The organism is Providencia sp. PROV252, assembly GCF_033676005.1.
Lineage (GTDB): Bacteria > Pseudomonadota > Gammaproteobacteria > Enterobacterales > Enterobacteriaceae > Providencia > Providencia vermicola.
In genome coordinates, this window is record NZ_CP096294.1 from 995,995 (window position 1) to 1,021,659 (window position 25,665).

Annotated in this window: 26 protein-coding genes; 20 read left to right on the plus strand and 6 right to left on the minus strand. The window is 40.6% G+C overall.

Features of this window, described 5'->3' with window-relative positions:
- The first annotated feature begins 10 nt into the window (after nucleotides 1-10).
- Genes M1F05_RS04300 through M1F05_RS04310 form a run of 3 tightly spaced genes read left to right on the plus strand, consistent with a single transcriptional unit; the run spans nucleotide 11 to nucleotide 1,934 of the window.
- Nucleotides 11-295 carry a hypothetical protein gene (locus tag M1F05_RS04300; RefSeq protein WP_206084743.1) on the plus strand — a complete coding sequence of 95 codons (285 nt, stop codon included), beginning with the start codon at nucleotides 11-13 and terminating at the stop codon, nucleotides 293-295.
- Entirely contained in the window at nucleotides 292-1,245 is a 954-nt protein-coding gene (locus M1F05_RS04305; protein WP_206084744.1) for a hypothetical protein, read from the plus strand. Before M1F05_RS04300 ends, M1F05_RS04305 begins: the two co-directional genes overlap by 4 nt.
- Nucleotides 1,242-1,934: a hypothetical protein gene (locus M1F05_RS04310; RefSeq protein ID WP_206084745.1), complete on the plus strand. Its 693-nt coding sequence runs from the start codon at nucleotides 1,242-1,244 to the stop codon at nucleotides 1,932-1,934. The genes M1F05_RS04305 and M1F05_RS04310 overlap by 4 nt, the downstream gene beginning before the upstream one ends.
- A 77-nt stretch (nucleotides 1,935-2,011) precedes the next feature.
- Here the strand turns inward: M1F05_RS04310 and fadE are convergent, their stop codons facing one another.
- A complete protein-coding gene (gene fadE, locus M1F05_RS04315) occupies nucleotides 2,012-4,477 on the minus strand; it encodes an acyl-CoA dehydrogenase FadE (RefSeq protein WP_206084746.1) in 2,466 nt (821 codons plus the stop codon).
- Between the two features lie 391 nt (nucleotides 4,478-4,868).
- On the opposite strand from fadE, the gene lpcA reads away from it, so the two are divergent.
- Complete coding sequence (gene lpcA / locus M1F05_RS04320; protein WP_206084747.1) at nucleotides 4,869-5,447, plus strand: D-sedoheptulose 7-phosphate isomerase; 579 nt, start codon at nucleotides 4,869-4,871, stop codon at nucleotides 5,445-5,447.
- A gap of 27 nt (nucleotides 5,448-5,474) precedes the next feature.
- Nucleotides 5,475-6,242 (plus strand): class II glutamine amidotransferase, encoded by a 768-nt coding sequence (locus M1F05_RS04325; protein ID WP_206084748.1) that lies wholly within the window; start codon nucleotides 5,475-5,477, stop codon nucleotides 6,240-6,242.
- Here the strand turns inward: M1F05_RS04325 and M1F05_RS04330 are convergent.
- On the minus strand, nucleotides 6,213-6,950 hold the full coding sequence (locus M1F05_RS04330) for a L,D-transpeptidase family protein (RefSeq protein WP_206084749.1): 738 nt from the start codon (nucleotides 6,948-6,950) through the stop codon (nucleotides 6,213-6,215). The genes M1F05_RS04325 and M1F05_RS04330 overlap by 30 nt on opposite strands.
- Nucleotides 6,951-7,365: 415 nt before the next feature.
- Here M1F05_RS04330 and M1F05_RS04335 point away from each other — a divergent pair, with 415 nt between their 5' ends.
- The 8 genes from M1F05_RS04335 (at nucleotide 7,366) to nqrM (ending at nucleotide 14,724) form a co-directional block, all read left to right on the plus strand.
- Nucleotides 7,366-8,709 carry a Na(+)-translocating NADH-quinone reductase subunit A gene (locus tag M1F05_RS04335; RefSeq protein WP_206084750.1) on the plus strand — a complete coding sequence of 448 codons (1,344 nt, stop codon included), beginning with the start codon at nucleotides 7,366-7,368 and terminating at the stop codon, nucleotides 8,707-8,709.
- 4 nt (nucleotides 8,710-8,713) lie between these two features.
- Complete coding sequence (locus tag M1F05_RS04340) at nucleotides 8,714-9,952, plus strand: NADH:ubiquinone reductase (Na(+)-transporting) subunit B (protein ID WP_206084751.1); 1,239 nt, start codon at nucleotides 8,714-8,716, stop codon at nucleotides 9,950-9,952.
- Complete coding sequence (locus tag M1F05_RS04345) at nucleotides 9,945-10,739, plus strand: Na(+)-translocating NADH-quinone reductase subunit C (protein ID WP_206084752.1); 795 nt, start codon at nucleotides 9,945-9,947, stop codon at nucleotides 10,737-10,739. Before M1F05_RS04340 ends, M1F05_RS04345 begins: the two co-directional genes overlap by 8 nt.
- The gene (locus M1F05_RS04350; RefSeq protein ID WP_047756757.1) at nucleotides 10,732-11,361 is read left to right on the plus strand and encodes an NADH:ubiquinone reductase (Na(+)-transporting) subunit D; all 630 of its coding nucleotides are present in this window, start codon (nucleotides 10,732-10,734) and stop codon (nucleotides 11,359-11,361) included. Before M1F05_RS04345 ends, M1F05_RS04350 begins: the two co-directional genes overlap by 8 nt.
- Before the next feature lie 4 nt (nucleotides 11,362-11,365).
- Nucleotides 11,366-11,962: an NADH:ubiquinone reductase (Na(+)-transporting) subunit E gene (nqrE, locus tag M1F05_RS04355; protein ID WP_206084753.1), complete on the plus strand. Its 597-nt coding sequence runs from the start codon at nucleotides 11,366-11,368 to the stop codon at nucleotides 11,960-11,962.
- Nucleotides 11,963-11,977: 15 nt separating this feature from the next.
- Complete coding sequence (gene nqrF, locus M1F05_RS04360; protein ID WP_206084754.1) at nucleotides 11,978-13,204, plus strand: NADH:ubiquinone reductase (Na(+)-transporting) subunit F; 1,227 nt, start codon at nucleotides 11,978-11,980, stop codon at nucleotides 13,202-13,204.
- A gap of 242 nt (nucleotides 13,205-13,446) precedes the next feature.
- The gene (locus M1F05_RS04365; RefSeq protein WP_206084755.1) at nucleotides 13,447-14,478 is read left to right on the plus strand and encodes an FAD:protein FMN transferase; all 1,032 of its coding nucleotides are present in this window, start codon (nucleotides 13,447-13,449) and stop codon (nucleotides 14,476-14,478) included.
- Nucleotides 14,479-14,496: 18 nt separating this feature from the next.
- Nucleotides 14,497-14,724 (plus strand): (Na+)-NQR maturation NqrM, encoded by a 228-nt coding sequence (gene nqrM, locus M1F05_RS04370; RefSeq protein ID WP_206084756.1) that lies wholly within the window; start codon nucleotides 14,497-14,499, stop codon nucleotides 14,722-14,724.
- Nucleotides 14,725-14,863: 139 nt separating this feature from the next.
- On the opposite strand, the gene M1F05_RS04375 is transcribed toward nqrM, so the two are convergent.
- The 3 genes from M1F05_RS04375 to M1F05_RS04385 form a co-directional block, all read right to left on the minus strand.
- Nucleotides 14,864-15,229 (minus strand): hypothetical protein, encoded by a 366-nt coding sequence (locus M1F05_RS04375; protein WP_206084757.1) that lies wholly within the window; start codon nucleotides 15,227-15,229, stop codon nucleotides 14,864-14,866.
- A 170-nt stretch (nucleotides 15,230-15,399) separates the two neighbouring features.
- The gene (locus M1F05_RS04380; RefSeq protein WP_206084758.1) at nucleotides 15,400-15,756 is read right to left on the minus strand and encodes a hypothetical protein; all 357 of its coding nucleotides are present in this window, start codon (nucleotides 15,754-15,756) and stop codon (nucleotides 15,400-15,402) included.
- Nucleotides 15,757-15,939: 183 nt separating this feature from the next.
- Complete coding sequence (locus tag M1F05_RS04385) at nucleotides 15,940-16,836, minus strand: glycerophosphodiester phosphodiesterase family protein (RefSeq protein ID WP_206084759.1); 897 nt, start codon at nucleotides 16,834-16,836, stop codon at nucleotides 15,940-15,942.
- A gap of 287 nt (nucleotides 16,837-17,123) precedes the next feature.
- On the opposite strand from M1F05_RS04385, the gene dinB reads away from it, so the two are divergent.
- A complete protein-coding gene (gene dinB, locus M1F05_RS04390; RefSeq protein ID WP_206084760.1) occupies nucleotides 17,124-18,179 on the plus strand; it encodes a DNA polymerase IV in 1,056 nt (351 codons plus the stop codon).
- 46 nt (nucleotides 18,180-18,225) lie between these two features.
- Here the strand turns inward: dinB and pepD are convergent, their stop codons facing one another.
- Nucleotides 18,226-19,686, minus strand: a complete 1,461-nt coding sequence (gene pepD / locus M1F05_RS04395; protein WP_206084761.1) for a beta-Ala-His dipeptidase — start codon at nucleotides 19,684-19,686, stop codon at nucleotides 18,226-18,228.
- A 439-nt stretch (nucleotides 19,687-20,125) separates the two neighbouring features.
- Here pepD and gpt point away from each other — a divergent pair, with 439 nt between their 5' ends.
- The 6 genes from gpt to aroL all read left to right on the plus strand — a co-directional run bounded on the left by gpt (nucleotide 20,126) and on the right by aroL (nucleotide 25,584).
- Entirely contained in the window at nucleotides 20,126-20,590 is a 465-nt protein-coding gene (gpt, locus tag M1F05_RS04400; protein ID WP_206084762.1) for a xanthine phosphoribosyltransferase, read from the plus strand.
- Between the two features lie 184 nt (nucleotides 20,591-20,774).
- Nucleotides 20,775-22,025: an esterase FrsA gene (gene frsA, locus M1F05_RS04405; protein ID WP_206084763.1), complete on the plus strand. Its 1,251-nt coding sequence runs from the start codon at nucleotides 20,775-20,777 to the stop codon at nucleotides 22,023-22,025.
- A gap of 71 nt (nucleotides 22,026-22,096) precedes the next feature.
- Nucleotides 22,097-22,498: a sigma factor-binding protein Crl gene (crl, locus tag M1F05_RS04410; RefSeq protein ID WP_206084764.1), complete on the plus strand. Its 402-nt coding sequence runs from the start codon at nucleotides 22,097-22,099 to the stop codon at nucleotides 22,496-22,498.
- A 116-nt stretch (nucleotides 22,499-22,614) separates the two neighbouring features.
- Complete coding sequence (gene proB / locus M1F05_RS04415; protein ID WP_206084765.1) at nucleotides 22,615-23,718, plus strand: glutamate 5-kinase; 1,104 nt, start codon at nucleotides 22,615-22,617, stop codon at nucleotides 23,716-23,718.
- A 2-nt stretch (nucleotides 23,719-23,720) separates the two neighbouring features.
- The gene (gene proA / locus M1F05_RS04420; protein ID WP_206084766.1) at nucleotides 23,721-24,974 is read left to right on the plus strand and encodes a glutamate-5-semialdehyde dehydrogenase; all 1,254 of its coding nucleotides are present in this window, start codon (nucleotides 23,721-23,723) and stop codon (nucleotides 24,972-24,974) included.
- A gap of 112 nt (nucleotides 24,975-25,086) precedes the next feature.
- Nucleotides 25,087-25,584, plus strand: a complete 498-nt coding sequence (aroL, locus tag M1F05_RS04425; protein ID WP_206084795.1) for a shikimate kinase AroL — start codon at nucleotides 25,087-25,089, stop codon at nucleotides 25,582-25,584.
- Nucleotides 25,585-25,665: the final 81 nt, after the last annotated feature.

Sequence of the window (25,665 nt, forward strand, 5' to 3'; positions counted from 1 at the left end):
AGGAGGGGGGATGGAAGTTAAAGAATATATACCGGAACATTATTTACAAAGCGTGAATGAAGGTGATAGTCGGTTAATCGAACTAGATGATAATGGTTTCTCTAGCTATGGAGGTCCTAGTTTTACTATATTTATTGCTCCGCCAGATAGCCAATATATAGATGTTGTAGGTGATAATACAAGTATAGGGGATTCTTCTTTGGGTCATGTATTTATTGGTCTTAAAGGTACAAATCCGGAAAGTAACCAATTTGAAAGTGTATCAATAGGCTTTAGTGCGGGTAATAGTATTTGACAAATACGGATAATATTTCGTTCGATGACCATAATAAATATTCAGAAGCATCATCTGTGACAATTGTGGGGCAAGGGCCTATATTCCACAATGATTTAAATAATTTGTTTAATACATATAACTCAATTAAAAACAACCCGGATGGTAATGAAAATTATAATTTGATATCAAACAATTGTATTGACTTTGTGAGTGATTTTCTTGAGAAATCTGGCGTCAATGGTATAAAACTAGAAGAGACGCCAAAGAAAAATTTAAAGAAAATAAAGATGATAGCAAAAGAATATAGAACACCTTTAATTATTGATTTAAATAATAATGGTGTGGAAACTTTATCATATGATCTTGGTGTATTATTTGAGTTCAATGGAAAGCTAAAACAAACCGGATGGGTTTCTCCTAGTGATGCATTATTAGTTATAGATAAAAATAGTGATGGTATTATTAATGATTCTAGTGAGTTATTTGGGGATGATTATCTGAAGGAAAATGGTTGTTTTGCATTAAATGGTTTTGATGGTTTATTGGATTTTGATAGCAATAATGATGGGTTTATTAGTAATGATGACTTTTACTGGGAATATCTTAAATTATGGCGAGATGAGAACAGTGATGGTAAAACTCAGCCTGAAGAGCTACTAGGTTTAAGTGAAATAGGTATTTCATCAATAAACTTAAATTATTCATTTTCTGACTATGTGGATGAAAATAGTAATGAACATAAATTAATATCAGAGGTAACTTGGATTGATGGAAAAAAAACAGATGTTGTTGATGTGTGGTTTAAACAAAAAGAAATATCCCATCCTGAAGACCAACTAGTTGAGTTTATTTCATTATTTAATAATGAGCCATCCATAAGCTTAAATAACAAACTAGTTACTTCAATGACAAGTACATTCCCATTTTTAATATCAAATAACGCCCGTTTATTTAATGGAATAATATGAAGTGGTTATTAATTGTGCTGGCTTTTATTTTCAGTGGATATGAGTCATATTCCTACAATGAAAGCTTTTTTAAAAGTAGTGACGTAAAACCGCCGTCATATAGAATGCTGGCTTTTTCTACTAATAATATGAAGTATGAAGAAGAGAAAAAACTTTTTCAGGCCATGATACCAATTAAAACAGCGGGGAAATTTTATCTACTTAAAAATAGTGCTGGTGAAGGTGATGCCAAAACCAATTATCTTTTGTTTTTATTATATTTTGATGATTCGAACTGTTCTGAAAAAAGCCTAGTCAATTTAAAGCGGATTGCAGATGAAAATTGTTTGATTGCATTAGAATATTTACATAAAACTGTGATGATTGAACCTAATTTTCAGCTGGGTTTATACCGATTAGCTTACTTCAATAATTATGGCATTGGTATGGAAATTAATTTAGAACAATCAATGAAATATTGGGAAATGTTAATAAAAACTAAAGGCTATTACCGTTTATTAGCGCTAGATGCAGCAGCTGAAATATATTTTTATGAGTTTAATGAGCTTAATAAAGCAAAAGAGTATCTAACAATTTGTGCAAATGAAGGTGGGGAAATCTGTCAATTTAAACTGAGTGATTGGGATAATAAAATTAAATTACGACCTTATATATTAGAGGCTAAACAACGAGAACCCCCGAGTACGTAGAAAATTGATGTATAATTTGCACTAACAAAAAACTCAAGGAGTAGGATGCTCCTTGAGTTTTATTACTTATCTATAAACTAAGCAGCTTTCTTTTTCTTGCTAGCGTCTTCGTTTGACGGTTCATCAGGAGACTTTTTTGACGGAAGCACTCCTAAGTCATCAAATTCAAACTCATCGACATTAATTGTGCGTAATCGGCTCGCTTCTGCTTTACGTAGGATATCGGCTTCTTCCTGCGTGATGACATTTTCAGGCAGCATTTGATCAGCCAGTTTGTCTAAACGGGTAAAGCTGAGTTTACGCTCTTTCAGGCGGCAGATGCGTTCAAAAATGGGTTCCGCAGCAATAATATCCAGTAATGCTTGGTTAACTAAGCCATGAGGGTTATTTTCCGTTGGCGTTAAGTATTGACCACGGCCTAATCTGTCACGGGTTTCTGATGGCTCCATCAACAGCTGTGCCAATTTATGATCAAGTCTGTCTGATGGCATGGACATCGCACGTCCTGTAGGGAATAAAGTTATTCGCATAATCGCTGCCACCATTTTGTTCGGGAAGTTTTTCAGTAGATCATCAATTGCCTTTTCAGACTGATATAAACAATCTTCAACAGCCCATTTTACCAGTGGTAAATCCGCTTTTTGGCGACCTTCATCTTCATAGCGTTTCAAAGTTGCAGATGCAAGATACAGGTTGCTGAGGATATCCCCTAAGCGAGCTGAAATACGTTCGCGACGTTTTAAGCTGCCACCTAACACGCCCATTGCGACATCGGATAACAACGCTAAGTTAGCACTATGACGATTTAACATCTGATAATAGCGGCGTGTTTCATCTTTGGTTGGTGCGTGACTACCTCGACCGTTAGTTAAACCTAACCAGAAGCTGCGGAATTGGTTACTAATGACATGACCAATGTGACCAAATACGGCTTTATCAAATTTGTGCAGATTGTTATCTTGCGCAGCCGCCATTTCGTCTAAGACGAAAGGATGGCAACGAATTGCACCTTGACCGAAGATAATCATACTGCGAGTCAGAATATTAGCACCTTCAACCGTAATTGCGATAGGCGCACCTTGGTAAGCCCGTGCAACAAAGTTGGAGTCCCCTAAGCAGATACCTTTACCGCCTGTGATATCCATCGCATCAATAATGGCGCGCTGACCGCGGTGGGTACAGTGGTACTTAACGATAGCCGAAAGTACTGCGGGTTTTTCGCCTAACATAATACCTGAGGTGATTAATGTGGCTGCTGCATCCATCAAGTAAGTATTACCTGCGATGCGTGCTAAGGGTTCTTCGATACCTTCCATTTTACCAATCGGTAATTTGAATTGGCGGCGAATATAAGAATAGGCACCTGTTGCAATAGCGATACTTTTCAAGCTACCTGTTGAGTTTGATGGTAGTGTAATACCACGCCCTACAGACAGGCATTCCACTAACATTCTCCAGCCTTGACCAGCCATTTTGGGCCCACCGATGATGTAATCGATAGGGACAAAAATATCTTTTCCGCGAGTCGGGCCATTCATAAATGGAATATTGAGTGGGAAGTGACGGTGACCAATTTCAACGCCTGGCGTGTTGGTTGGAATTAACGCACAGGTGATCCCGAGGTTTTTCTCACCGCCCAATAGTTTGTCTGGATCTGACAATTTAAACGCAAGGCCAAGTACAGTGGCGATAGGTGCTAAGGTAATATAGCGTTTATTCCATGATAAACGCATACCTAACACTTGTTCACCCTGCCATTCTCCCATACAGACAACACCAGAATCGGGAATCGCACCTGCATCGGAGCCTGCTTCAGGGCTGGTTAAGGCAAAACACGGAATTTCTTCGCCTGTTGCTAAGCCTGGTAGGTAGCGTTGTTTTTGCTCATCAGTGCCATAATGTTGTAATAATTCACCTGGGCCTAATGAGTTTGGTACACCCACCGTGATGGCTAAAATACCTGATACACCTGCGAGTTTTTGTAATACTTGTGATTGCGCGTAAGCTGAAAACTCAAGACCACCATATTCTTTTTTGATGATCATGGCGAAAAAGCGGTGATCGCGAAGGTATTGCCAAACTTCAGGCGTTAAGTCAGCAAGCTCATGGCTAACTTCAAAATCATTTACCATGCCACACACAGTTTCTACTGGGCCATCAATAAACGCTTGTTCTTCCGCCGTTAACTGTGGTTTTGGATAATTATGCAGTTTGTTCCAATCTGGTGCACCACGGAAAAGGTCGCCTTCCCACCATGTTGTTCCTGCGTCAATAGCCTCTTTTTCAGTTCTCGACATTGGCGGCATGACTTTTTGAAACATTTTCATGGCTCGTGATGAGAAAAGAGACTGGCGTACAGGAGAAAAAACAAATGGGAATAAGACCAGAGCTACTGGCAGCAACATCCAGTAACTCCAAATATTTAACATGCCCATGACGACAGTATAGGCTAATAGCAGTACTGTACTGAGTACAAGGGAGGTTCTGTGATAACTAAGTACGCCAATTAAGGCGAGAAATAACACAATGCTAAGAAGGATCATAGTGGATCTCCTGTCGACTTGTAAGAGGTCTGACCTGTTTGATAACTCAATCTATACCTAGCAATAAAGAATTAGCAATATATTTACATCTTAATTACAACTTAGTTCACAAAAAAATCAAATAATGGAGGGGATAGTTGAAATTAAAATTATTACCATTAAATAAAATAAGGTTATTAAGTATAACAAAACGTTATTTTTGTCGACGAGCTCAAGACAGCACAATCAAAAGTAGAAACAAAAAGCCCCCTGTGCAACAATCTGAGTATTAAAGCTTAATGACTGATATCCATCTGAATTTGTGTCCTAGTGAGATCGATTTACTGTAAATCATTTTGGATGTAAGTTGGCTATATTCTCAATAACGTATTCTTAATTAAGGGGAAACCTCATGTACCAAGATTTGATCCGCAGTGAATTAACTGAAGCGGCCGAGACGTTATCAAATTTCCTAAGTGACGAAGCGAATATCGAAGCCATTCAACAAGCGGCGGTGTTATTAGCGGATTCTTTTAAAGCCGGCGGCAAAGTCTTATCTTGTGGCAATGGTGGGTCTCACTGCGATGCGATGCATTTTGCTGAAGAATTGACAGGCCGTTATCGTGAAAACCGTCCAGGTTACCCTGCTATTGCGATCTCAGATGTGAGCCATTTATCCTGTGTGAGTAATGACTTCGGTTATGAGTTTGTTTTCTCTCGTTTTATTGAAGCAGTTGGCATGAAAGGTGATGTGTTACTGGGAATTTCAACATCAGGTAACTCAGGAAATATTATCAAAGCGATTGCCGCTGCACGTGAAAAAGGTATGAAAGTCATCACATTAACAGGAAAAGATGGTGGCAAAATGGCAGGCACGGCAGATATTGAAATTCGTGTACCTCATTTTGGTTATGCGGATCGTATTCAAGAAATTCATATCAAAGTTATCCATATCCTTATTCAATTAATTGAAAAAGAGATGGTGAAGTAACGATTTAGCCGTTGTAGGAGCTTTTAAATGTGCGAGTTACTTGGCATGAGTGCCAATGTTCCAACCGATATTACCTTTAGTTTGAGTGGGTTAATTTCTCGTGGTGGTCAAACTGGGCCACACAAAGATGGCTGGGGAATCACGTTTTACGAAGGTCTCGGGTGTCGCACATTTAAAGATCCACAACCGAGTTTTACATCCCCCGTTGCGCGTTTTGTGCAGGAATACCCCATCAAGTCTGAAAGTATTGTGGCGCATATCCGCCAAGCTAATCGAGGGGATGTATCGTTAGTGAACACTCACCCTTTCACCAGAGAGCTATGGGGACGTAATTGGACTTATGCTCATAATGGACAACTTAAGGGATACCGTTCCCTTAACACAGGGCGTTATTGGCCTATTGGGGAAACAGACAGTGAATGGGCATTTTGTTGGATTTTGCAACAGCTGAGTGAAAAATATCCACGAAAACCGTCAAACTGGAAAAGTGTCTTTCGTTTTATTGCAACTTTAGCTGATCAATTGCGGAGTAAAGGTGTCTTCAATATGTTGTTGTCTGATGGGCAATATTTGATGGCGTTTAGCTCAACGAAATTACATTGGATCACGCGTAAAGCGCCGTTTGGCATGGCTAAGTTGCTCGATCAAGATATTGAAATTGATTTTGCACAGTGCACAACACCAACAGATATCGTCTCTGTGATTGCAACTCAACCTTTGACAGGCAATGAAGACTGGCAAAAGATTGAGCCAGGTAATTTTGTGTTATTCCACCTTGGTCAGCGCATACTGTGATTTCATCCCTAACAATTTTGTTGGGGTATCAGGTAGGCCCATGACTGCATATTTTCCTGAATTTACAGAGACCTGTGCGAGTCTTCCTGTTTGGTTGAAATACTCATAGGCAGGCTGTAGTTGCTGCCAAAACGTGTAATGGCTTGAATTTCGGTAGCGCAGCATATTTTCTTTCGTCATTTTAAACGGATAGATATTTACGCTAATCGTCGATTGGCCATTTAGCAAGGCAGTTTCTACCGTTTGGTAGATTTCGCCCATGTACTTATCGGTCATCGCATAACAACCCACCGACACGCAGCTGCCGTGGATCATCAGGTAACTTCCGCTATACCCTTGGGCTTTATCGAACTCATTAGGGAAACCTATATTGATAGATCGGTAATACCGACTATTAGGGTTGAGTTGCTCTGCTGTAATTTGATAGAAACCTTCGGGGCTTTTAAGATCCCCCTCTATTTTCTTTGGCCCTAACCCACCAGAAAACTTACAAATGGGATAGGTTTTCGACAAGGTATATTTGCCTGATGGTGTTTTTTGGTAGAGTTCAAGTACACCTTCTTGCTTAAATATTTGTATAAATATCGATGAATCTGGATTTGCTCGTGATTCATTCTTTAGCAAAAATGAAGCGTTATTTGCCTGAGCAACCAATGTATACATGAGTACAAATGGAGATATGGCACAAAGTAGTTTACTTTTTTTCATGCTTAAGCCAAATATTGAAGGTGGAGTTGATTAAAAATAACACATATTTTACACATTTTAGACGAGCTGTTTAAAAATTAATATAGGTTGTTAATAGTTTTTAAATGAATCTTTATTGGCTAAATAATAAACAGTCATCGATAAACATGAGTTTATTGCTCGGCAATATCGAATTGTTAATGGAAAAAATTAAATAATAATGCAATTTGCTTGAACTATATCACTTCTCTAGACGGACAGCGTGAGCTGAAACTGATAAAATTACGACTGGCAGAAGACAGGAATTTAGTAACAATTTTGTGAGAATACTCGCTCAAGTCACGAAGGTGACTTGAGTAGTTTTTATGACTGAGTCGCTATCATTCATTGCTGAATCGTTAGCTTAGGGTTTAACTGATAAACTTGTGCAGATCTTATGATTAAAATTAAAAAAGGCCTCAACCTTCCCATCGCAGGTGAGCCAGCCCAAGTGATAGAAGACGGCCCGAAAATTCAACACGTAGCATTGCTAGGTGAGGAATATGTCGGAATGCGTCCTTCGATGCTGGTTAAAGAAGGTGAGCGTGTAATAAAAGGGCAGGTTCTCTTTGAAGACAAAAAGAACCCAGGGGTCGTATTTACGAGTCCTGCCTGCGGAAAAATTGTTGCTATTCATCGTGGTGAGCGTCGTGTACTTCAATCTGTAGTCATCGAAATTGAGGGGGATGAGCAAGTCACTTTTGCTGCATATACCCGTGATGAACTACCTGCATTAACTCGTGAGCAAGTCGAAGATAACCTAATTAAATCAGGTATGTGGACCTCTTTAAGAACGCGTCCATTTAGCCGTTCTCCGCAACCAGGCTCTTCACCGATTGCTATTTTTGTGACTGCAATGGATACCAGCCCATTAGCTGCTGACCCTGTTGGTATTATTCGCGAAAATGAGCAAGCATTTAATGATGGCTTATTGGTTCTTAGCCGCTTAACGGAAGGTAAAATCCATGTATGTCATGGAGAGGGAGATTTGCCAAAGGTTAACAGCCAATCACAAATTACTTATACCCAGTTTGGCGGGCCACACCCTGCGGGGTTAGCTGGTACTCACATTCACTTCTTGGAGCCCGTTAGCATCAAGAAAAAAGTGTGGAGCTTGAATTATCAAGATGTTATCGCTATTGGGAAGCTATTTGTTACGGGTCACTTATACACTGACCGTGTGGTTTCCCTTGCAGGGCCTCAAGTTGAAAAACCGCGCTTACTCCGCACCCGCCTTGGGGCTGATTTATATGAATTGACTCAAGGACAACTCAAAGCAGGTGAAAACCGTATTATTTCGGGTTCTGTGCTTTGGGGGGTTACCTGTGATGAAGCTCATCACTATCTTGGTCGTTTTCATAACCAAGTTTCTGTTCTCGCAGAAGGTCGTGAAAAAGAATTATTTGGATGGATTATGCCAGGGGTAAATAAATTCACTATTACCCGCACAACGATTGGGCATTTTTTGAAAAATAAACGCTTTAACTTCACGACGACGATGAATGGTGGTGAGCGTTCAATGGTACCAATTGGTAACTACGAACGTGTGATGCCACTGGACATTATGATTACGCACTTGTTGCGCGATCTCCTTGCGGGGGATACCGATACATCACAAGAACTAGGCTGTTTAGAGCTGGATGAAGAAGATTTGGGGTTGTGTACCTACGTCTGCCCAGCGAAGTATGAATACGGTCCGGTGCTACGTGATGTGTTGTCCAAGATAGAGCTAGAAGGGTAATTCCATGGGTCTGAAACATTTATTTGAAAAATATGAGCACCATTTTGAGCCCGGTGGAAAGTTAGCGAAATACTATGCACTGTATGAAGCAGTTTCGACTGTTTTCTACACGCCAGGTACAGTCACTAAAGGTCGTTCTCATGTCCGAGATACTATCGATCTTAAACGTATGATGATCTTGGTGTGGCTCGCCGTTTTTCCAGCGATGTTCTGGGGGATGTATAATGTGGGAAATCAAGCGATCCCTGCATTACATCAACTATATAGTGGTGTTGAATTACAGCAAATTATTGCGAGTGATTGGCATTACAGCTTAGCGCAGTTCTTAGGCGCATCATTGTCGATGGACGCGGGATGGGGAAGCAAAATGCTGCTAGGTGCAGTGTATTTTCTTCCTATTTATGCAGTTGTTTTCTTGGTTGGCGGGTTCTGGGAAGTTTTATTTGCCATGATCCGCGGCCATGAAATCAACGAAGGTTTTTTCATCACATCCATCTTATTTGCATTGATTGTTCCACCTACAATTCCACTATGGCAGGCTGCACTAGGGATTACCTTTGGTGTGGTTGTTGCGAAGGAAATCTTTGGGGGAACAGGGCGTAACTTCTTAAACCCTGCATTAGCGGGTCGTGCATTCTTATTCTTTGCTTACCCTGCACAAATTTCGGGCGATTTAGTTTGGACTGCGGCGGATGGTTTTTCAGGTGCAACGCCATTGTCCCAATGGGCAACGGGCGGTGAGCACGCACTGATGAATACCGTGAGTGGCGAACCTATTACATGGATGCAAGCGTTTTTAGGTAACATGCCTGGGTCTATCGGTGAAGTATCGACACTGATGCTGTTTATCGGTGGCGCGCTGATTATGTTCTTTCGCATCGCATCATGGCGTATTGTGGCTGGCGTGATGCTAGGCATGATCGCGATGTCTTATGTGTTTAATCTTATCGGTTCAGACACCAACCCATTATTTGCGATGCCATGGTGGTGGCATATGGTGTTAGGTGGTTTTGCATTCGGTATGATTTTTATGGCGACAGACCCTGTATCCGCGTCATTTACAGATAAAGGTAAATGGGCTTACGGTATTCTGATCGGCGTAATGTGTGTTCTTATCAGGGTGGTTAACCCAGCTTACCCAGAAGGGATGATGCTGGCTATCCTGTTCGCCAATCTGTTTGCTCCTCTGTTTGACTATCTGGTCGTTCAGGCAAATATTAAGCGGAGAAAAGCTCGTGGCTAATGAAAAAACAATCAATAACGATGGCGTCGGCAGAACATTTCTTGTTGTGTTTATTCTATGCCTCGTGTGTTCAATTATTGTTGCTGGGGCCGCGGTTGGGTTAAAACCACAGCAACAGGAACAAATCCAATTAGATACTCAACGTAATATTTTGAGTGTTGCGGGGCTTTCAACGCCGAAAATGAGCGCAGAAGAAGTGCAGAAAGTGTATGGCGAGCGTATCGAACCTAAGCTTTTAAACTTCAAAACAAATGAGTTATCTGATAGCACTGGGCGTTTTGTGTTAAATGATGAACTGCGTAGTGATGAAACGAGTATTGCACTTTCACCGCAGGAAGATATTGCGAAAATTCGTCGTCGTGCGAATAGTGCTGAAATCTACTTGGTAAAAGATGATTCTGGCAAAGTCTCGCAAATCATTTTACCTGTTTACGGTTCAGGCTTATGGTCAGTTATGTACGCTTTTATTGCGGTTGATGTTGATGGTGTGACATCTCGAGGTATCACTTACTACGCACATGGTGAAACACCAGGGTTGGGTGGGGAAGTGGATAACCCGCAGTGGAAAGCGCAATGGCCAGGTAAAAAACTGTTTAATGAACAAGGTATCCCAGCAATTAAAATTGTGCGTAGTGGTGCAACCGATAGCCCTTATGGTATCGATGGACTTTCGGGGGCGACGCTGACATCAAACGGTATTCAGCACATGTTTGATTTCTGGTTAGGTGACAACGGCTTTGGTCCGTTCCTGAAAAAAGTACGTGAAGGAGCGCTGAATAATGGCTGATTCAAAAGAAGTAAAACGCGTCCTACTTGGGCCGCTATTCGATAATAACCCAATCGCCTTACAGGTGTTGGGTGTGTGTTCTGCATTAGCCGTCACGACAAAACTAGAAACAGCGTTGGTGATGACCATTGCGGTGACACTGGTTACTGCATTTTCCAACTTTTTTATCTCATTGATTCGAAACTACATCCCAAGCAGTGTGCGTATTATCGTGCAAATGGCCATCATTGCTTCACTGGTTATTGTGGTGGACCAAATATTGCGTGCTTATGCCTATGAGATATCAAAACAGCTTTCAGTATTTGTTGGCTTAATCATTACTAACTGTATTGTCATGGGGCGTGCAGAGGCTTATGCCATGAAATCACCTCCGATTGAAAGCTTTATGGATGGTATTGGTAATGGCCTTGGCTACGGTGTCATCCTTGTTTTAGTTGGTTTCCTGCGTGAGCTTTTTGGTTCGGGTAAACTGTTTGGTATCACCGTATTTGAATCACTGCAAAACGGTGGTTGGTACATGCCAAATGGCCTGTTCTTACTGGCTCCAAGCGCATTCTTTATTATCGGCATGCTGATTTGGGGGTTACGTACCCTGAAACCCGCTCAAGTAGAGAAGGATTAATCAAATGGAACATTATATAAGCCTATTTGTTAAATCCATTTTTATTGAGAATATGGCGTTAGCCTTCTTCTTGGGGATGTGTACATTCCTTGCGGTATCGAAGAATGTGAAAACCGCGTTTGGTTTAGGGATTGCCGTTACGGTCGTTCTTGGAATTTCTGTTCCTGCCAATAACTTGGTGTACAACCTTGTGCTGCGTGATGGTGCGATAGCCGAAGGAGTGGATTTATCCTTCCTAAATTTTATTACCTTTATTGGGGTGATAGCGGCGCTGGTTCAGATCCTCGAGATGATTTTGGACCGTTATTTTCCATCGCTGTATAACGCATTAGGTATCTTCTTGCCATTGATTACCGTTAACTGTGCAATTTTTGGTGGCGTTTCTTTCATGGCTCAGCGTGATTATAACTTTAGTGAATCCATTGTTTATGGGTTTGGTTCAGGAATCGGCTGGATGCTTGCTATCGTATTGATGGCTGCTATCCGTGAGAAGATGAAATACTCTGATATCCCAGCAGGTCTAAAAGGGTTAGGTATCACCTTTGTGACGACCGGTTTGATGGCATTGGGCTTTATGTCCTTCTCCGGTGTGCAGCTATAAAGGCGAGAAGAATTCATGGAAATTATTATTCTAGGTGTAGTGATGTTTACCCTGATTGTCTTGGTGCTGACAGGTTTAATCTTGTTTGCAAAATCCAAGTTGGTCAATACAGGGAACATCAAAGTTGAAGTTAATGGCGATCCTGATAAAAGCTTTGAAGCCCCTGCGGGTGACAAATTGCTTGGCATGTTATCGAGCCAAGGTATTTTTGTTTCTTCTGCATGTGGTGGTGGTGGTTCATGTGGTCAGTGCCGTGTGAAAATCAAAGAGGGCGGTGGTGATATTTTACCCACTGAACTTTCGCACATAAATAAACGTGAAGCCAAAGATGGCTGTCGTTTAGCCTGCCAAGTTAACGTGAAGCAAGACCTTAAAATTGAGCTTCCAGAAGAAATTTTTGGTGTGAAAAAATGGGAGTGCGAAGTTATCTCTAATGATAATAAAGCGACTTTCATTAAAGAATTAAAACTGAAAATTCCAGAAGGCGAAGTTGTTCCTTTCCGTGCTGGTGGTTATATTCAGATTGAATGCCCAGAACATATTGTAAAATATGAAGATTTTGATGTTCCTGAGGAGTATCGAGAAGATTGGGATAAATTTAATTTGTTCCGTTATGTCTCTGAGGTTAAAGAGCCAACGGTGCGTGCATATTCAATGGCTAACTACCCTGAAGAGCACGGTATTATTATGCTGAACGTACGTATTGCAACACCTCCACCACGTAATCCTGACGTTCCACCTGGGATCATGTCATCTTATATTTGGTCATTAAAAGCCGGTGATAAAGTGACAATTTCAGGTCCATTTGGTGAGTTTTTTGCGAAAGAAACGGACGCTGAAATGGTCTTTATTGGTGGTGGTGCAGGTATGGCACCAATGCGTTCCCATATTTTCGACCAATTACGCCGTTTGGATTCAAAACGTAAAATCAGTTTCTGGTATGGTGCGCGTTCTGTTCGTGAAATGTTCTATACAGAAGACTTTGATGAGTTGGCGGCAGAACATGAAAACTTTACGTGGAATGTAGCACTTTCAGATCCATTACCAGAAGATAACTGGAATGGCTATACAGGCTTTATTCATAATGTTCTGTATGAGAATTATTTGAAAGACCATCCTGCACCTGAAGATTGTGAGTTCTATATGTGTGGACCACCAATGATGAATGCTGCAGTGATCAAAATGCTGAAAGATTTGGGCGTTGAAGATGAAAATATCTTACTGGATGATTTCGGTGGTTAACTAATTTTATTGGCTTTATTGTACTTACCAAGTAAAGTACGGACAGTAATCAAATAAAGAGGGAAAAATTTTCCCTCTTTATTATTTATATTAATACCGTTAGTTGCTAATTATTTTATTGGTTATTAATAGGTTGAGAGTTATTTTGACTTGAACATTCTCTGCATGGGTGACGATGTAAAGTGTGTTAATAGTCTGAGCGAATCTAACAATACGCGCTCATGATTGACGCGGAGAAAATTATGCTGAACAAAAAAATTTATACCTCAGTCTTGTTGTTTGTTGCTGCGCTGTTCTTGACCGCTTGTGGTGGCCCAGAGCAACAAAATTTGCAGGGGCAAACAATGGGGACTTATTATACTGTAAAATATGTCACTGATTCTTCAGAACAAAAACCTGAAGCGATTCAAGCTGAAGTTGATAAGCGTTTGGAGGAAGTTAACGACCAGATGTCAACCTATCGTCCAGATTCTGAATTAAGTCGCTTTAACCAATTCAAGGAAGTGAATACCCCTTTTCCTGTATCAGCGGCGACAGCAAAAGTGGTAAATAAGGCCATTGAAATTAATAAACTGACGGATGGTTCTTTGGATGTGACTGTTGGGCCATTAGTGAATTTATGGGGCTTTGGGCCAGAAGGTCGTGTGACGAAAACACCTTCAGATGAAGAACTCGCCAAACGCCGTGCATGGGTCGGGATTGAAAAACTTTCAGTACAAGATAACAACTTGATTAAAACCATTCCAGAGCTATATGTTGACTTGTCTTCTATTGCTAAGGGGTATGGTGTTGATGTTGTTGCTGAATATTTAGAGTCACAGGGTATCAATAACTATATGGTCGATATCGGTGGCGAAGTGCGCACGAAAGGTAAAAATGGCAAAGACGCGCCATGGCGTATTGCTATTGAAAAACCATCAACGGATGGTTTGAGCCAAACAGCACAAGAAATTATTGAACCAGGTGACCGTTCTATTGCTACATCAGGTGATTATCGTAATTATTTTGAACAAGATGGCATTCGTTTCTCTCATACCATTGATCCCAAAACAGGGAAGCCAATTACGCATAACCTAGTGTCTATCACTGTGATCGCAGACAATTGTATGAGTGCAGATGGCTTATCAACTGGGCTAAATGTTTTAGGTCCAGAAGCGGGCTTTGCTTTAGCTGAGAAAATGAATGTGCCTGTTTTTATGATTGTTAAGACAGATAAAGGTTTCGAAGAGCGTTATACTAAGGCATTCGAACCGTTTTTAACCAAAAAACAGTAGTTGTAGGAGGATAAAGGAATGCTGAATGTTTTTATTGCTGCCTTTGTACTGTTTTTACTGGCCTTTTTAGGCATGTCGCTTGGGTACATTATTAAACGTAAGAGTATTCAAGGTAGCTGTGGCGGGTTAAGCAGTATTGGTGTTGAAAAGGTGTGTGATTGCCCTGAGCCTTGCGATGCACGTAAAAAACGTATGGCTCGTGAAGAAGCCCGCCAAAAAATACTGGATAAAAACCGTATTATTTGAATAGTAATATTTAGTGGTTGTATAACTAGTAATCAGTTGGAGGTGTCTAAACATAATTATTAGACATCTCCACATATTATTTTATCTTGTATGAGCAAGAATATAATCAATATTTACTAAGAATAAGTCATAAACAACTTCATGACATCCGTGTTAAAGCCATTGAGCAAGAACTAGATGAAGGAAAGGCAACATACAAGCGTTTGGAATCACCATTAACACCTATGATTGCTTTCCCATTATCTGAGGTAGCGAAGTTACAAGGAAGAAATGAAGCATTACCCCAAGTTTCACCGCTTTCTGTTATAAACGTGACTCGCCAAGATATTTGTTTTCCATAGGAAAAAACAAAACTATAGGCATCCTTTAAAACTTGTTTATCTTTTATATCATTAAAAACTTTATAGGTTTTCATAAAATCAGATGTATTAATGACTAATTCAAGTTCTTTGATGTTTTCATTCCAATAATTTTCAACAGTGACTAAACCTAATGGAGCTACCATATTAACCTCTTAATATAAATTTACTCTATTTTTAATATAGAGTTTTGAATGTAATTAAATTGACGTATTCTTAGCTAAGAATAAATAATAATAGAAATAAGATGAGTTTTATTTTTAAATTAAGATAATTTAAAATACGCTATTGTTATCTTATTTTTCTATTATATGGTCTAAATTAGCTGCATTTTTTTAGCACATGAAGCAGAGACAGGGTAATTAACATGCATGCTTTTTGTATTGCCATCAAATCTAATCGTAACCTTCCCATTATCACTGCTGTTAATTTGGCAAGGTAAAAAGTCACCACTACTCCACAGTTCATTATTTTTCGTTGTAATTTTAGCTTTCCAAGCACTTTTACCTGTTGTTGAGTAAGAGAATGAATTAGAGCTAGATGTGGTGTCTCCTAGATTATAAAATATAAAGACACTATCATAGGGGTTATCACTATTATGATAGTGTATTTCAATTTTTCTTAATGTTTCATTCCAATAATTTTCGACAGTCATTGTTCCAAATTTTGACATATAAAACCTTTTTTTAATTTATTTTAAATGGAATTTTTGGGTGGGTTAAATATATCAAGTTTTATATAGAGGTAAATTAAGAACAATTATTATTAATTGATGAAAAGAGATAAATACTTTTAGGATATAATTTAATACCTAAGCTATTAATAAAGTAACAATAGCTTAGGTAATGTTAGTGGATTATTTTTTAAATGCTTTAGGTGAATCAACCATTACAGCATCCACACCAATTTCTTTTGCGAGTTGGTAGTCATTGTCAGTATTAACGCCAAAGACAATGATATAGGCATTGCCATTTTTTCTAAAACAGTTGATGGCTTCTTTATCCCATGAAAGGGTAGCCGGTGAACGTGCTTCACCTAAAGTGTATTTCTCGACGACTTCGACTTTACGATGTAGCTCAAAACCATACCAACGCGTTTTCGTGGTGTCATTTTCCACGGAACATTGATGGTTCATCACAATATTTGCCAACATAGTACGGGTCTCATCGCGGCTTTCAAATAGCGGTATCTTTGCTGAAAGAGATTTAAGTGCTGTTAAAAACTCATCATTGGTGGAATAAAAGCGTACCTGATTGAATGTGTTGGTTTTATTTAAAAGCGCCAGAATTGCTTTTGCTTGAACGTCAGGGTTGGCATCAGGCGATTTTAAATCAATATAAAAAGTGGTATCAGGGTATTTTTGTAGAATAGTTTCTAAGGTATTGATGGTGGTCTTTTGTAATGGAAGCTGTTGATTATGTTTTTTACTGAACTGGTAGCCTGCATTAATTTTACTCAGTTGCTCAGCAGTATAAGCGGACACATTCCCCTTTTTATCTGTTAACGAATCAAGGTCGCTTGGGCGGTATAGAACCAATTGATTATCTTGGCTCAACTGTACGGTAAGCCAAATCGCATCAGCTTTATTTTCTTTTGCTAAATCGATGGCATAAATTGTGTTTTCTGGGGCGTCAGCGGTTCCTGCTCGGTGAGCAACAATTTTAGGTGATAAAGCGAAAGCGGTCTGACTTGCAAGCAAGAGTACGAGTGTTGCCATAAATTGAATATATTTTGATGTTGATATAATTGCCATAGGTGTGATCCATAAATAATTTGTCAAAGTATTGTTGTTGGGGAAATAACCCTTTTTATTACGTTTTTATATAAAAGTAAGTATTTCTACTTGTTTTTAAGACAAACTTTAAATTGAGTCGTCAGTTAATGAGCTTGGCAGATGATTGTTGCAGTAAGATGAATGAGTTAATTATCATTAAGTTAACCCTTTTTTTATTAAACAGCTTTTAGGAAAAGGGACATTAATTGCATGGCTAATAAAAACACTGTATATTTAATCAGGTGTTTGATTTTCAGGGCTAGCTCGTGCGTAAAATTATTCATATTGATATGGACTGCTTTTATGCGGCAATAGAAATGCGTGACGACCCAAGCCTACGCAATGTACCTATTGCGGTGGGAGGAAGTGCTGATCGCCGAGGGGTCATTAGTACCGCAAATTATGAAGCTCGCCGCTACGGTGTTCACAGTGCCATGTCTACAGCCGTCGCACTTAGGTTATGCCCGCACCTTAAAGTCGTCCCAGGGCATATGGCGTTATATAAAGAAACTTCCCTTCATATTCGCCAAATATTTGCGCGTTATACCGACCTTATCGAGCCACTTTCTCTTGATGAAGCTTATTTGGATGTGACTGATTGTACGCAGTTACATGGTTCTGCAACGCTTATTGCAGAGGCTATTCGCCAACAAATTTTTGATGAGCTCCAACTGACAGCTTCTGCGGGGATCGCACCCGTTAAATTCTTGGCCAAAATTGCTTCAGATATGAACAAACCAAATGGGCAATTCGTGATCACACCACAAAATATGGATCAATTCATTCTTAATTTGCCCCTTAGAAAGATCCCCGGGGTGGGTAAGGTAACGTCACAAAAATTGGCTGATATGGGGCTGATAACTTGTGGTGATGTGCAAAAATATGATGTGGTCACCCTGATCAAAAGTATGGGTAAATTTGGGCAGGTACTTTGGGAACGTTGCCATGGTATTGATGAACGTTCCATCAACCCGGATAGACTTAGAAAATCGGTGGGAGTTGAACGTACGCTCGCTAAAGATATCCATGAATGGCATGATTGTCTGCTACTGTTAGATAAACTGTATGATGAGCTACAGCTCCGTTTAGCCAAGGTAAAACCCGATCTGCGTATTGCACGCCAAGGTGTTAAATTTAAGTTTGCGGATTTCCAACAAACAACACAAGAACATGTGTATCCCATTCTAAATAAGCAAGACTTAGTGCAACTCGCACAGCAAGTTTGGGATAATCGTCGGCTAAAGCGAGGCGTTAGGTTAGTGGGACTACATGTGATGCTACAAAGCCCACAATTAGAGCGGCAGTTATTACTTGAACTTTAAAAAAATGCTCACCACAAGGATGAGCATTTTATTCAGTATTAGTAGATTAACCTTTCACTGGAATCGCTTTTAACACCGCAGTTAACAGTTTCCAATACTCGCCAACACTGGCGATATGAACGCGTTCGTCTGGCGAGTGAGCACCACGAATGGTAGGCCCAATGGATACCATGTCCATGTCTGGGTAAGGTTTTTTGAATAAACCGCACTCAAGGCCAGCATGGATCACCATCACATTCGGGATTTTACCAAATAATTTGTTATAGGTTTCGCTCACTAAATGCATTACTGCAGAGTCAGCATCTGGCTGCCAACCTGGGTAACTACCTTCTGCGCGGTATTGTGCTTTCGCTAATTTACTGATAGAAGTTAGCATGTTAACGACGTAGTTTTTACCGCTATCAATCAGTGAACGGACGAGGAAGATAATCTCTGCTTTGTCTTCCGTCATGCGTACCACGCCTTCATTCAGTGAGGTTTCAACAACACCTTTTGCGACATCACTCATACGGATAACGCCATTTGGCGCAGCGTTTAAGAAGAAAACAAAACGTTGTTGGCAGTCATCAGACAGTGCTTTTAAGTCGCTTTGTGTTTCATCTAACAACAGCACTAAGTTAGGTTCAACAACCGCTAACTCATTTTTCAGGATGCTTTCGTAACGAGCTCTTAATGCAGTCAGTTCAGTAACTTTATCTGCTGGAACAGAAATAATGGCATGTGCTTCACGTGGGATGGCATTACGTACTGTACCACCTTTAAACTCTAATAGTTTTAGGCTGAGATCTTCTGCGTGGCCAGCAAGGAAACGTGCTAATAGTTTGTTTGCATTGCCTAAACCTAAATGAACGTCACCACCCGAGTGACCACCTTTTAAACCTTTTAAGGTCAAGGTAAAGGTTTGGTAACCCTGTGGTAATGCTTCACGAGTTAGGTCAAAAGTGGTTGTGAAGTCAACACCACCAGCGCACCCCATGTAGATTTCGCCTTCTTCTTCAGAATCTGTATTGATTAAGATATCTGCTTGTAACCAGCCAGCTTTCAGACCAAATGCGCCTTCCATCCCAGCTTCTTCGGTCATGGTCAGCAACACTTCCATTGGGCCGTGTTCAACGCTATCATCAGCTAAAACAGCCAGTGCAGAAGCCAAACCAATGCCGTTATCGGCACCTAATGTCGTCCCTTCAGCAGTTACCCATTCACCGTTCACATACGGGCGGATTGGGTCAACTTTAAAGTCATGCACAGTATCGTTATTTTTTTGTGGCACCATGTCTAAGTGGGCTTGCAGCACAACAGCTTTGCGGTTTTCGTAGCCAGCAGTCGCTGGTTTACGGATCAAAATATTGCCGACTTCATCACGTTCAACGTGGAAGCCTTTTTGTTTTGACCAATCAACGATATGTGCTGCTAAGGCTTCTTCGTGGTACGAAGGATGTGGAATAGAGCAGATGGTAGCGAAGATGTCCCACAGTGGTTGGGGGGATAGTTTGGATAATTCAGACACGTTTATCTCCTATGATTTTCCCGTTATATTTCAAGCTATAGCGTTGTTGGCTACACTCACAAACCTGCGTCACATACTAATGTATGCTCCTCGGATTTGTTCATTTGCCGCCTAGCTATAACTTGAACTATTTAGGGAAAATTCCCTGAATCATCTAGACAGCAGCCGATTGACAGTCAACGCGAGTTTCAGCTTCAATTTTTAAAAGGGACATTGCTGTAATTATGACCTAACAGCCTGAAGTTTCGAATTAAAGGCCGCCTCTTTTATAAAATCAGGATAACACTTTCTTTTGAATAATGGACAGTGTAAATGATAATAATTAATGGCGAATGATGCTTTTTACTGGTTTTTAGCGCGCCGAATCACTATAATCTCGCGCAACCTTTTTTCCGCAAGACACATTTCAGATTTACTCAGCAGTCGGGACCCGAATTTTATGAGCGAAAAATATGTCGTAACGTGGGATATGTTGCAAATACATGCCCGTAAACTCGCACAACGTTTATTACCAGTAGAACAATGGACCGGTATTATCGCGGTTAGCCGTGGTGGACTTGTTCCAGGTGCACTTCTTGCACGTGAACTGGGTATTCGTCACGTTGATACCGTTTGTATCTCTAGCTATGATCATGATAACCAACGTGAATTAACGGTTATCAAGCGCGCAGAAGGCGATGGTGAAGGCTTTATCGTTATTGATGATTTAGTCGATACAGGCGGCACTGCCCAAGCGATCCGTGATATGTATCCAAAAGCTCACTTCGTGACCATTTTTGCAAAACCTGCAGGGCGTCCATTAGTTGATGACTATGTGGTTGATATTCCACAAGATACATGGATTGAACAGCCTTGGGATATGGGCGTTGTCTTTGTTAAACCTTTGTGTGAACAAGATAAATAAATCTGTTTGTCACTTAGCGTTAGGTAAAAATATTGTAATAATAAAGTCTTATGGATTTTATTGATGACGAGAACACATTAATACCTAAAGTTTTTGAGATAAACACGATATAATTTGGGGAGTGCATTATGTGCATTCCCCTTATTTTTGGGTTCCATTCAGCGACGGTATACAGGTAATTGGGATGACTCAACAAAATTTATCCGAAAAACTCTTTAAGCCTAAAGTCAGACAGATTGAAACATCGACACTGGTTTCTTATTCCGCCCAAACGCTGCCTCAAATCAAAGAGCACAGTGTGCTGAGTGGTTCACATCATACGGGATGGTATCGCATGATTAACCGCTTGATGTGGATTTGGCGCGGAATAGATGCATTAGAAATTGAAGACGTGCTTAGTCGTATTGCGATTTCTAATGCGCAACGTAGTAATGAGCGTCAACTAGATACCGTCATCGGTAATCGTTCAGGTAATTGGTGTTTTGAATGGTCTCAACAAGCGATGCATTGGCAACAAAAAGCCTTAGAGTTCGAACAAGGTATTGATGCAGGTAATGCATGGCTGCGTTCAGCAAATTTATACAGTATTGCAGCCTATCCGTTTATCAAAGGTGATGAGCTGGCGGATCAAGCGATTCTACTGGCTAACAAAGCCTATGATAGCGCCGCAAAGTTCTCCGAATATCGTTTAAAGAAAATTCCTTTTAAAGTGGATGGCGGTAAAGAAGTTTACGGTTTTTTGCATATCCCATCTCATGGGCAAGGCCCTTATCCAACGGTGATGATTTGCGGTATGCTAGATAGCTTACAGATTGATTTCTGTCGCTATTTTCGTGATTATCTTGAACCATTAGGGATAGCGATGTTAACACTGGATATGCCATCCATTGGTTATTCGGTCAAATACAAGTTAACCCAAGAAACCAGCACATTACATGAGCAAATTGTTCGCCAAATCGATGATATAGCATGGATTGACCATACGCGCTTTGGCATCGTAGGAATGCGCTTTGGTGCAAACATAGCATTAAGGTTAGCTTATATGTGTCCCGAGAAAATTAAAGCGGTCGCTGTGATAGGTCCAATTGTGCACAGTTTATTGCACGAAGAGAAATATCAACGAGATATTCCTCGGATGGTTTTGGATGTGTTCGCCAGTCGTCTGGGAATTTACCAAGTTGATGGCTCCGCGTTGCGTCATGAACTTAGTTGTTATTCTCTTAAAAATCAGGGGCTTTTGGGTAGGAGAAGCAAAGTTCCTATGTTGGCGGTCAGTTTAAAAGATGATATTTATAGCCCGAAGGCGGAAGCGGAGCTAATTAAACGCTCTTCTATCGATGCGGACGCTATTATGTTACCAAGTCATCCCGTATTCGCCAACTTTGAGAAAGCACTAAGTGAAACAACGTCTTGGTTGAAAACAAAAATACTTTAAAATAATTTAATAACTTGCTTATTTTTTCCCATTTGTTAAAAAGGGATCTTCCCAAGAAGGAGATCCTTAACATGGCTTTACCGACTGATTACACAAATGGAAAATATTTAAAGAAATTTGCAGCGATAGGTCCGTATTTAAGAGAAAAACAATGCTTAAATGGTTGTTACATATTTGATAGCTTGGTTGTGTGTGTGAATGCCAACATAGCACCTGAAAAACGTGAATTTTGGGGATGGTGGTTAAAGTTAATTGCAACTGATGCAGGTTTTGAATTTACTTACCATTTAGGGCTGTACAATGGGCATGGCAGTTGGCAGGTTAAAGCATTAAAAGACAATGCAACCACGGAAGCTGTCGAAAAGAATTTGGTCTCTTTTCACCAAAACCTCACTAAGCAATTATCTGACCTTGAATTAAGCCTCTTTCCTTCACCGCTAATGTTAGAATTAAAATTGGAATTAAGCGCATAAATTTGTTTTAAACCAACTTTTGTTGAATTTTGCGTTATGCCTGTTGGCATAACGCGCTTCTCCTGATAAAAATGATACCTACTTTTTGTTTTATTAATCCTAATGGCAGAAAAATGATGAAAAATAGCCAGACGCTGGTCGTTAAGTTAGGTACCAGTGTACTTACAGGGGGCTCGCGTCGTTTAAATCAAGCTCATATTGTTGAGTTGGTCAGACAATGCGCGCAGCAATATGAAAAAGGGCACCGTATTATTATCGTGACATCTGGGGCAATTGCCGCAGGTCGCGAGCACTTAAATTACCCCGAACTGCCAGCGACCATTGCATCTAAGCAGTTGCTCGCGGCGGTTGGTCAAAGTCGCCTTATTCAGTTATGGGAAAGGTTATTCTCTATTTATGGTATCCATATCGGACAAATGTTGCTAACTCGTGCGGATTTAGAAGACAGAGAACGTTTTTTAAATGCGAGGGACACCTTACAAGCGTTGCTTGATAATGGAATCATTCCTGTTATCAATGAAAATGATGCGGTTGCAACTGCGGAAATAAAAGTGGGCGATAATGATAACTTATCTGCCCTCGCTGCAATTCTCGGTGATGCAGATAAATTGTTATTACTGACAGATATTGAGGGGCTGTATGACGCGGATCCTCGTAGTAACCCAGATGCAAAATTGATCCCTGAAGTGTATGGTATTAATGATGAACTCAGGGAAATGGCGGGTGGTAGCGTAAGTGGCTTAGGAACGGGTGGAATGGCCACTAAGTTGCAAGCTGCGGATGTTGCAGGCCGTGCGGGTATTGATGTGGTGATTGCTGCGGGCAATAAGCCTGATGTCATTAATGCAGTCATTGAAAATATTCCAGTGGGAACCCGTTTTTACGGGCAGAAAAACCCCATGGAAAACCGTAAACGCTGGATTTTTGGTGCACCAGCGGCGGGTGATGTGTACATTGATGACGGTGCTCAACTGGCGATTATGGAAAAAGGTAGCTCATTATTGCCAAAAGGTATTAAGAAAATCGAGGGGGATTTCTCTCGTGGCGCAGTGATCCGCATCCGCAATATGGCGGGGAAAGACCTTGCTCATGGCGTCACCCATTATAATAGTGACGCACTCAGAATGATTGCAGGTCAACATTCTCAAGATATAAACAAGATACTTGGCTATGAGCACGGCTCTGTGGCTGTTCATCGCGATGATATGATAGTGAGTTAATTATGTTAGAAACAATGGGCAAAGCAGCAAGGGCTGCATCATGGCAATTAGCTCAGCTAAGCACCAAACAAAAAAATGCAGCATTACTGCAAATTGCGGATTTATTAGAGCAAGAAAGTGCAATAATTTTGGCTGCAAACAAAAAAGACATGGAACAAGCAAGAGCGAGTGGCATGACCGAAGCGCTGCAAGACCGCTTGTTATTAACACCAGAGCGCTTAAAAAATATCGCTGATGATGTCCGAAAAGTATGCCAACTTGCAGACCCAGTAGGCCAAGTGATTGATGGCAGCAAGCTAGATAGTGGTTTAAATTTGCAGCGTCGTCGTGTTCCATTGGGTGTGGTTGGCGTTATCTACGAAGCGCGTCCTAATGTCACTGTCGATGTGGCTTCTTTGTGCCTAAAAACAGGCAATGCGGCGATTATGCGTGGTGGGAAAGAAACCCATAATACAAATCTGGCAGTTGTCAGTGTGATCCAAAAAGCCTTAAAAAATAGTGGGTTGCCAGCAGAGGCGGTGCAAGCGATTAATAACCCTGATCGAGAACTCGTGGCGCAATTACTGAAATTGGATCGTTACGTCGACATGCTAATCCCTCGCGGTGGTGCAGGGTTACATAAGTTATGCCGCGAACAATCAACTATTCCTGTGATCACAGGCGGAATTGGTGTGTGCCATACTTTTGTTGATGAGTCTGTCAATTTTGATAAAGCCATCAATGTCATTATTAATGCAAAAGTACAGCGCCCAAGTGCCTGTAACTCACTTGAAACATTGCTCGTTCACAAAAATATTGCCGCTGAATTCTTGCCATTACTCAGTGAGAAAATGGCAGAGCAACAAGTCACTTTACATGCCAGCGCACAAGCGATGCCATTCTTACAACAAGGCCCAGCAAAAGTGGTTGATGTTAAACCTGAAAACTTAGTTGATGAGTGGTTGTCGCTGGACTTAAATGTGGAAATTGTTACCGATGTGGATGCGGCTATCGACCACATTCGCCATTATGGTACCGCACACTCAGACGCTATTTTGACAGAATCGATCAGCCAAGCGGATTATTTTGTACAGTGTGTTGATTCAGCAGCAGTTTACGTGAATGCGAGCACACGCTTTACGGACGGTGGGCAGTTTGGTTTAGGCGCTGAAGTTGCGGTGAGTACGCAAAAATTACATTCACGGGGCCCTATGGGGCTGGATGCATTAACAACCTATAAGTGGATTGGTTATGGCGATTTTTTAAATCGCCCATAGAAGTTGATATACAAAATGAGAAAGCCACACAAGTGAAGTGTGGCTTTCTTTTTTATGGTTTGCCATGTTTGGCAACATTTTATTAGTATTCATGATGATGGGATGGAAATTAATGTTTTACATTATCGGTCCAAGAGGTTCAGGTAAAACAACAATTGGGAAATTATTTGCCGAATCTAAAGGCTACCAATTTGTTGATACAGACAAGTTAATACTTGAAAAAGCAGGTAAAAGTATTGCAGAAATTGTTGAGCAGCATGGTTGGGATTATTTTCGACAGCTAGAAAGTGAAATTTTAAAATCAATTGCACAAGATGATGTGATTATTTCTACAGGGGGAGGGATAATCCTTGCTGACGAAAACCAAAAAGTGATGCGAGACAATGGGACGGTGATCTATTTAAATGCCAAGCCTGAAATTTTGGCTAAACGCCTTGCCGCAGAGCCCCAAGCAGATCAACGGCCAAGCCTAACGGGTAAATCTTTAGTAGAAGAAATTGCAGAGGTTATGCAGCAACGGGAGCCTATTTACCGCGCGACTGCTCATTATATTATTGATGCGACCCAACCTATTGACGAAATTATCGCGCAACTTAATGATTTATCTTAAACTCATTATAGAAAGCGGCTTTTCCATATCGGGTGTTTTCGGATTATACCCCTAGTGGAGAGCATATTGGTCAGTAAGATA